This is a genomic window from Streptomyces thermovulgaris, from assembly GCF_002155915.1.
Lineage (GTDB): Bacteria > Actinomycetota > Actinomycetes > Streptomycetales > Streptomycetaceae > Streptomyces > Streptomyces thermovulgaris.
The window spans coordinates 1-7,766 of the sequence record NZ_MUME01000151.1 but is presented as its reverse complement, the minus strand read 5'-3'; the positions used below and the strand labels follow the sequence as shown (position 1 = coordinate 7,766).

The 7,766-nt window shown below is 70.7% G+C and carries 6 protein-coding genes; 1 reads left to right on the top strand and 5 read right to left on the bottom strand.

Annotated features, from left to right (window positions below):
- The first annotated feature begins 149 nt into the window (after positions 1–149).
- The gene (locus CCN35_RS14110; RefSeq protein WP_086792916.1) at positions 150–713 is read left to right on the top strand and encodes a GNAT family N-acetyltransferase; all 564 of its coding nucleotides are present in this window, start codon (positions 150–152) and stop codon (positions 711–713) included.
- A gap of 4 nt (positions 714–717) precedes the next feature.
- On the opposite strand, the gene CCN35_RS14105 is transcribed toward CCN35_RS14110, so the two are convergent.
- From CCN35_RS14105 to CCN35_RS14085, 5 genes are all read right to left on the bottom strand, one after another.
- The gene (locus tag CCN35_RS14105; protein WP_086792914.1) at positions 718–2,262 is read right to left on the bottom strand and encodes a type IV secretory system conjugative DNA transfer family protein; all 1,545 of its coding nucleotides are present in this window, start codon (positions 2,260–2,262) and stop codon (positions 718–720) included.
- A 247-nt stretch (positions 2,263–2,509) separates the two neighbouring features.
- Complete coding sequence (locus tag CCN35_RS14100) at positions 2,510–3,934, bottom strand: ATP-binding protein (protein ID WP_067399932.1); 1,425 nt, start codon at positions 3,932–3,934, stop codon at positions 2,510–2,512.
- 14 nt (positions 3,935–3,948) lie between these two features.
- A complete protein-coding gene (locus CCN35_RS14095; protein ID WP_067399928.1) occupies positions 3,949–5,508 on the bottom strand; it encodes an SCO6880 family protein in 1,560 nt (519 codons plus the stop codon).
- Entirely contained in the window at positions 5,505–6,860 is a 1,356-nt protein-coding gene (locus CCN35_RS14090; protein ID WP_086792910.1) for a hypothetical protein, read from the bottom strand. Before CCN35_RS14090 ends, CCN35_RS14095 begins: the two co-directional genes overlap by 4 nt.
- Positions 6,850–7,704, bottom strand: a complete 855-nt coding sequence (locus CCN35_RS14085) for a DUF8175 domain-containg protein (protein WP_086792908.1) — start codon at positions 7,702–7,704, stop codon at positions 6,850–6,852. Before CCN35_RS14085 ends, CCN35_RS14090 begins: the two co-directional genes overlap by 11 nt.
- Between the last annotated feature and the right edge of the window lie 62 nt (positions 7,705–7,766).

Here is a 7,766-nt window from a genome sequence, read left to right as displayed (position 1 = left end):
GGTGCGGGGCCTCCCGCATTTTCGGCTCCCGTATTTTCGGGGATCAGATCGGCGGTGGGCAGGGGCGTTCGGCCCTCGGACCCGGGCCGTGATTTCCGGGACCGTAATTCGGGTGAGGGAGGCGGCACCCGGGTATTACCGTGGCCGGCATGACTACCACGGCCCCCGGGCACTATGTGATCCGACCGGTACGCGCCGAGGAATGGCAGGCTGTCAAGGCGCTGCGGTTGCGCGCGCTTCAGGACCCCATCGCACATCTCGCCTTTCTGGAGACGTACAAGGACATCGTCGCCAAACCTGACTCCTACTGGCAGGAGCGGACGACCAAGGCCGCTGTGGGAGCGGCCGATGCGCGGCAGTTCATCGCGGAGGGGCCGGACGGCGAGTGGGTCGGAAGCCTCACCGTGTTCGTGGAGGAGGCCGGTACCACGGACTGGGCCGGCTTCCCGGTCGAGCGGCGGCAGGGGCACATCGTCGGCGTGTACGTCCGTCCCGAGCACCGTGGGTGCGGGCTGACCGAGGTGCTGTTCGACGAGGCCCTCCAGTGGGCCTGGGACGTCGGGGTGGAGCGGGTGCGGCTGATCGTGCACGAGAACAACGGGCGGGCCCTGCGCTTCTACCAGAGGATCGGCTTCCGGCCGAGCGGGGTCACCGTGCCACTGGAGGGGCACCCGGACGAGTCCGAGCTGGAGTACGTCCTCGAGCGTCCCTGAGACGTCACGCCGGGAGGCCGTCGTGGGGCCAGCGGGCGCGGGCCTGTTCGAGGGAGCGGAGCAGGGCCAGGGTCGGCAGCCCGTGGTCGGCGCCCGTGGCCAGCAGCTCGGGGAGCTGGGGAAGCGGGGCGACGGCGGCCACGTCGTCCAGGACGAGGGTGAGTGGTGGGTCGAGCCGACCGGAGGATGACCGTTCGGCCATGCGCCGGCCGCGCTCGACCACGCTTGAGGCGAGTGCCGTCAAAAGAGGCATCGCACCGGGGTTGGTACGGGGATCCTCGATGGATTCCCCCACCAGATAAAGCGTTCCCCCTTCGTTGATGAAGGAATCCAAGGCGAGCGCATCAGTTCGGTGCGGGGTGCAGGCGTTGCGGACGTTCACCGTGAACAGTGAGGCCAGTGCACGGCTGGTCAGTTCCTGGGCGATGTCACGGCGTTCGGGATGCGAGGTGAGCGCGGCCTCGAGTTCGCCGGCCGATCCGGAGGCGGCCTTGGGGTTCGTGCGCAGGATGCGCACCGCCTCCTGGACCTGGGTCCCCTGGGCCCAGCGGTGGACGTGGCGGACGGTGCGGCCGTCCACGGCGGCGGCGTGGAGGAAGCAGCGCAGAAGGGTGTCCGCGGTGTCCGCTATCGCCTGGTCGATCCTGGCGGTGGGCCGGACCGGGGCGAGGAGCGCCGCGGCTCTCGACGCCGCCGTTCTTCTGTCCTCGCAGCCCGCGGTGGGGGACCAGTGGAGGCGGGCCGGGGTGTCGCACAGGTGGGCGGGGTCGTAGAGGAGGACCGGGCCCAGTTTGGCCCGGAGGTCCTTGGTGTCCTGCCACAGGGCGGGGTTGGAGGTGACGACCAGGGCCGGGCCTGCCGCGTCCCGGATGACCTGGGCGGCTGTCGCCCGGCGGCTCTCCTTCGGGGCGACGAGGATCTTCTCCCACCGGTCGGCGGGTTCCGCCTCCGCCGGGCCCTGGGGGCCCGACCGTGGCGCCTTCGTCAGCAGCGACGTCCCTGCGGGAGGTGTCTTCACCGGCGGTGTCTCCGCGGGCGGTGCCTCCGTCAGCCGTGCGTCCGGGAAGGGCTGTTCGGGGACCGGGGCCGTCCGCGGGCCGGGGATCTCCTGCGGCGACGGCGCCGGCGTCTTCCGGGGCTCCGGTGCCGTCGCCCTCATCCGCTTGCGCAGTCTTCTGGCCTTCCACCGGGCCAGTGCGCCCATCACGAACACGGCCAGCACGAACAGCACCATCAGCTGCCCGATGAACAGCCCCCAGAACAGCCCGTACCCCGGCAGCTGCTCCGGGGGCGTGTCCGGCCAGGCGCCGCGCACGTCGTGCGGGTCGGCCATGAGGTGGCGCATCGCCAGCGGTGTGCGGGCGAAGGCGAGGCCGGAGGGCCAGGAGCCGTGGGCGAACAGGCCGGCGAGTCCGGTGGCCGTCCACACCAGCAGGGTCATGCCGAGCAGAAAGGCGAGGATGCCGACCAGCAGACCGTCGGGAATGCCGCCCTGGCCGCCCTGGCTGCCCTGCCGGCCCTGCCGGTGGTCACGGTTGTCCGGTCTCACGCGTGCGTCTCCCCTGGGGGATGTTGTTCGAATCGTGCCGTGGGCCGCGGGGGTCGGCACCGCCCGTCTGCCGCGTCGTCGTCACCCGCCGGCGTCCTGCCGCGCCGGCTCCTTCCTCAGCCCTCTTTCCGCCCTGCTTCCGTCCTGCTCTCCGTTCCTCCGTCGTGCAGCCGCACGTGCCGAATCCCGCCCGACGCCGTCACAAGGCACCGTTTACCGGAGCCGGCCCGATCCAAACGAACACCCCCTAGGCGACCGTCGACTCGGAGGAGCCGTCCAGATCGGCGATGTGCTGCTCCATGAAGGCCGCCGCCCGCTCCTCCGCCTCCCGTTCGGCGGCGCGCAGCGCGTCGTCGGAGTGGAGGTCGCTGGCGGACTCCGTCATGGCGCGGTCGGTGAAGACCAGGGGACGTTCGGTCTCGGTGACCAGGTGTTTGACCACCTGGACGTTGCCGTTGACGTCCCACACCGCGATACCGGGGGTCAGGGTCGGGATGATCTCGACCGCCCACCTGGGCAGGCCGAGCACCCGGCCGGTCGCCCGCGCCTCGTCGGCCTTCTGGGCGTAGATCGTCCTGGTCGAGGCCATCTTCAGGATGGCCGCCGCCTCCTTGGCCGCCGCTCCGTCGATGACGTCCGACAGATGGTGCACCACCGCCACGAAGGACAGGCCGAGCCGTCGCCCGAACTTCAGCAGCCGCTGGAACAGCTGGGCCACGAACGGGCTGTTGATGATGTGCCAGGCCTCCTCGACCAGGAAGATGCGCTTCTTCCGGTCGGGACGGATCCAGGTGTGCTCCAGCCATACGCCGACGATCGCCATGAGGATCGGCATGGCGATGGAGTTGCGGTCGATGTGGGACAGGTCGAAGACGATCAGCGGGGCGTCCAGGTCGATGCCGACGGTCGTCGGCCCGTCGAACATGCCGCGCAGGTCGCCGTCGACCAGGCGGTCCAGGACCAGGGCCACGTCCAGGCCCCAGGCGCGCACGTCCTCTATGGCGACGTTCATCGCCTCGGCCGACTCCGGCTCCGGGTGCCGCAGCTGTTCGACGATGTCGGAGAGCACCGGCTGGCGTTCGACGACCGTCTCGTTGACGTAGGAGTGCGCGACCTTCAGCGCGAAGCCGGAGCGCTCGTCCAGGCCGCGGCCCATCGCGACCTCGATGATGGTCCTCAGCAGGGCGAGCTGCCCGGTCGTGGTGATCGCCGGGTCCAGCGGGTTGAGGCGGATGCCGTGGTCCAGGGCGGCCATCGGGTCGAGCCGGATGGGAGTTATCCCCATCTTCTCCGCGATCAGATTCCACTCGCCGACCCCGTCCTCGCCCTGGGCGTCCAGGACGACGACCTGGCGGTCGCGGAAGCGCAGCTGGCGCAGGACGTAGGTCTTCTCCAGGGCCGACTTGCCGTTGCCGGACTCGCCGAGGACCAGCCAGTGCGGGGCAGGGAGCTGCTGGCCGTACAGCTGGAAGGGGTCGTAGATGTAGCCCTTGCCGGAGTACACCTCGCGTCCGATGATGACGCCCGAGTCGCCGAGGCCGGGGGCGGCGGTGGGCAGATAGACCGCCTGGGCCTGGCCCGTGGAGGTTCTCACCGGCAGCCGGGTCGTCTCGACCTTTCCGAACAGGAAGGACGTGAAGGCGTCCGTGAGAGCGGTCAGCGGGTCCCGCATCAGAGCATCAGCCCCTACCTTCGGATTCCGGTGGCGAACGGGAGGGTGTTCACGAAGGCACGGTGGTGCTCGCGGTCGCACCACTCCAGCTTCAGGTAGGACTTTCCGGCCGAGGCCCGGATGGTCCGCTTGTCGCGGGCCAGGGCCTCCGGGGAGCGGGCGGAGACGGTGATGTAACCGACGAGGTTGACGCCGGCGGCGCCGCTGGCGAGATCCTCGCCTCGCTGGTCGAGGCGGTGGTGGGCGGCGATGTCGCGCGGGTCGACGGTGCGGTTCATCTTGGCGGCACGGCTGGCCTCGGCGACGTCGTTGGTCTTCTCGGTCAGCATGCGCTCGATGGCGACCTCGGTGGGCTCGAGGTCCATCGTGACGGCGACCGTGCGGATGACGTCGGGGGTGTGGACGAGCAGGGGCGCGAGGAAGTTCACGCCGACCGGGGTCATGGGCCACTCCTTGATCCAGGCGGTGGCGTGGCACCAGGGCTCGCGGGTGGCGGACTCGCGGGTCTTGGCCTGGAGGTACGTCGGTTCCCTGGCGTCCAGCTCGGCCGGCCAGGCGTTGCGCTTGGTCATCGCCTGGATGTGGTCGATGGGGTGGTCCGGGTCGTACATGGAGTGGATCAGCGAGGCCAGCCGTCCCTGGCCGAGCGGCTGCCGTACGCGGATGTCGGCCTCCTGCAGCCGGGAGCAGATGTCGGTCAGCTCGCGGGTCATGATGACCGCGAGACCGGCGTCCCGGTCCAGCTTGCGGCCCGTCTGGGCCCGGGCGGCGCGGGCGATGGCCTGGGCCTCGGCGGCGAGCTCGCGGGTGTAGTGCATGCAGGCGACGAGGTAGGCGCGGTGCTGCTCGCTGCTGGTGGAGACCATGGACTGCAGCTGGTCGTACGACTCCCGCAGCCAGGCCGGTGCGCGGTCGTCCCCGCGCAGGGCGACGTCCTTGGCGTGGGCGTCGGGGTCGGCGGGCAGCGTGCGGGCGAGCATCTGCAGACGGGTGACGAAGCCGTCGCCGTTGGCCACGTGCTTGAGCAGGGTGCCGAAGCGGTCGACGAGGGCCTCCTGGTCCTCGGAGTCGCGCAGGCCGACGCCGGGGCCCTCGATCTCGATGGCGGCGGTCACCGTCTTGCGGTCGGCGTGCAGCAGAACGGCGATCTCGTCCGGCCCGAACGGCGCGGAGAGCCAGGTGATCCGGCCGATGCCGGGCGGCGGTCCGATCTCGACCTCCTGCCCGTCCAGGCGTGTGCCGGCCTCCATCGCGTCCGAGCGGTAGACGGCGCCGCGTTTGAGCGTGCGCCTGTAGGAGCGGTTGATCTCGAACCACTTGTAGAACGTGCGCTGCCGGTACGGCATGTAGACCGCGGCCAGGGCCAGCAGCGGGAAGCCGACCAGCAGCACGATGCGCAGGGACAGCACGGGGACGACGAGTCCGCTCACCATGCCCAGGAATGCGCCCGCGATGATCAGGGCGATCTCGCCGTTCTCGCGGTTGCGGCCGATGAACGCGTTCGGCCGGGCGCGGCCGATCAGATATGTACGGCGGGGCGTGATCGGGGGGGACATATGGGACTCGGTCGTCAACGCCCTTCACCTCCCGTGCGATGGGTACTGCTGTTGCGGGTCCTGCCGGCGTGGGGAGTGGTCACCGGGCTGGGTGCCCGGGGAGCCGGTGCGGCAGTGGGTGCGGGTGCGGAGGGTGCGGGTGCGCTGCCGCCGTCCGGGACGCGTGCGCTGTGTGCGGCGACGCCGCCGGAGGCGGGGTTGGCCGGGCGCGGGGCGGTGGACGAGGGGGCGGCGCCGCTGTGGTCGGTGCGGGTGCTGTGGGTCTTGATGCCCTGCGCGACCAGGGTCGCCGGGGAGCTGATGACGGCCGCGGCCTTGCTCTCGGCGCTCCGCATGATGCGGTTGTTGCGGCCGGCCGCGATCTCGTCGCCGAAGCCGGGGACGAAGCGGTAGATCATCGCGCTGGCGAAGATGGCGAGCAGGATGATGGCGAGGCCGGAGACGACCGCGGAGAAGGCGCCCGGGCCGTCGTCGCTGGAGGACAGGGCGCCGGCCAGTCCGAGCACGATCACGATGATCGGCTTGACCAGGATCACGGCGATCATGATTCCGGCCCAGCGGCGTACGTGCCCCCACAGGTTCTTGTCGACCAGTCCGGCGTAGACGACGGTGCCGAGCAGGGCGCCGACGTAGAGCAGGGCGGCGCGGATGACCAGCTCCAGCCAGAGCACGCCGGCGGCGAGGATGGTGACGAGGGAGACGACGATCAGCATGATCGGGCCGCCTCCGATGTTCTCGCCCTTGTCGAGTGCGGCGGCGAACGTGCCGAAGAAGGTGTCCGCCTGATTGCCGGTCGCCTTCGCGAGCACGTCGGAGACGCCGTCCGTGGCCGAGACGACCGTGTGGAGGATCAGCGGCGTGAAGGCGGAGGCGAGGACGGTCAGCCACAGGAAGCCGACCGCCTCCGAGATCGCGGTGGGCAGCGGCACGCCGCGCACGGCCCGCTTGGCCACGGCCAGCAGCCAGAGCAGGAGCGTGAGGATCGTCGACGCGGCGAACACGACCGCGTACTGCTGGAGGAACTTCTGGTTGGTGAAGTCGACGTTCGCCGTCTCCTGCACGGCCTTGCTGAGCTTGGTGACGGTCCAGGAGGCGGCGTCGGCACAGCCCTTGGCGAGGGAGGAGAGGGGGTCGAGGGTGGCGGAGGGCTCCTCGTACAGTGAGGTGTCGCTGCTTTCGCCGTTGCCTCGTTCGCAGTACTCCCTGGCCCTGCCGAAGATGAGGTCGCAGTTGTCCCCGCTCTCCGTCGGTGTGGGCGTCGGGCCGGGCGTGGGGTCGGCGGCGGCGCGGGAGGCCAGCAGGACGACCGACGTCTGCACGGCTGCCACGGCTGCGACGAGCCCCAGCAGGCGCTGCTTGCTACCGGGCATACGTGAACCCTCCGTACTCTTCGGTGGCCTTTTGGATCTCGTCGGAGGTGGCGGCCCTGTCGTCACCGGGGACGGGGGCGGGGCCGTCCTGCTGCGAGTCGGAGACGATCCTCCAGTCGCCTCCCGACCACCGGAGATCAAACGTCCACGTCTTCCAGGACGAGGTGACCGGGTCGGTCGAGGTCTGGGCGGACATGCCGATGAGTCCCACGTACCAGACCGCGACCCTGGCGCCGTTGTCGCTGTACTGCTGCACGGAGGTGCCGATGGGCACCACACGGGAGACGAACGTGCTGCCGGCGGGCGGGTTGCCGTCCTTGTCCAGGCCCATTCTCTTGAGGAAGTCGACCGAGTAGGCCCGGTCCATGGGCCCCCGGAGTCTGGCCGCCGCGTCGGGGGTGTAGAGGCGGTTCAGGATGGCGTGACGGCTTTCCTTCCTGAACATGTCGGCCGAGCCGAGGACCACCGAGTAGTTCGCGGCGGCGCTCTGCGCTCCCTGCTCGGTGCGGGCGAACCCGGAGGGGATGCCGTCCTTCTTCGTCTCCACCGGGCGTGTCCCGCTCGCCGCGGTCGCTGCGGCCTTCGGCCGGTCGCTGCCGTTGCGGTCGGAGGCGGTGGACGACGAGCCGTCCGAGCGGTTCGCGAAGGCGATCGCGGCGATGAGGAGGACGATCACGGCGACGGCCGTGATCAGGCCGTGGAAGGAGGAGCGGCTGCCGCGCCGGGCGCCGCCGTAGGGGTCGCCGGGCCAGTCCGGGAGCCGGGTGCGGGTCTGCCCGCCCTCGTACGGTCCGTCGTCGGAGCGCCGTGGACCGCCGTACCTGTGCTCGTCTCCGTGGCTCATGCCCCGTATGCCCCCTCGACCTCGTACCCGACCTCGTGCCGGACCTCGTGCCGGACCTCGTG

What these genes read in the sequence shown, in the direction of transcription:
- CCN35_RS14110 (WP_086792916.1), top strand. Translation starts at nt 150, where the DNA reads ATGACTACCACGGCCCCCGGGCACTATGTGATCCGACCGGTACGCGCC.
- CCN35_RS14100 (WP_067399932.1), bottom strand. Translation starts at nt 3,934, where the DNA reads ATGCGGGACCCGCTGACCGCTCTCACGGACGCCTTCACGTCCTTCCTG.
- CCN35_RS14090 (WP_086792910.1), bottom strand. Translation starts at nt 6,860, where the DNA reads ATGCCCGGTAGCAAGCAGCGCCTGCTGGGGCTCGTCGCAGCCGTGGCA.
- CCN35_RS14085 (WP_086792908.1), bottom strand. Translation starts at nt 7,704, where the DNA reads ATGAGCCACGGAGACGAGCACAGGTACGGCGGTCCACGGCGCTCCGAC.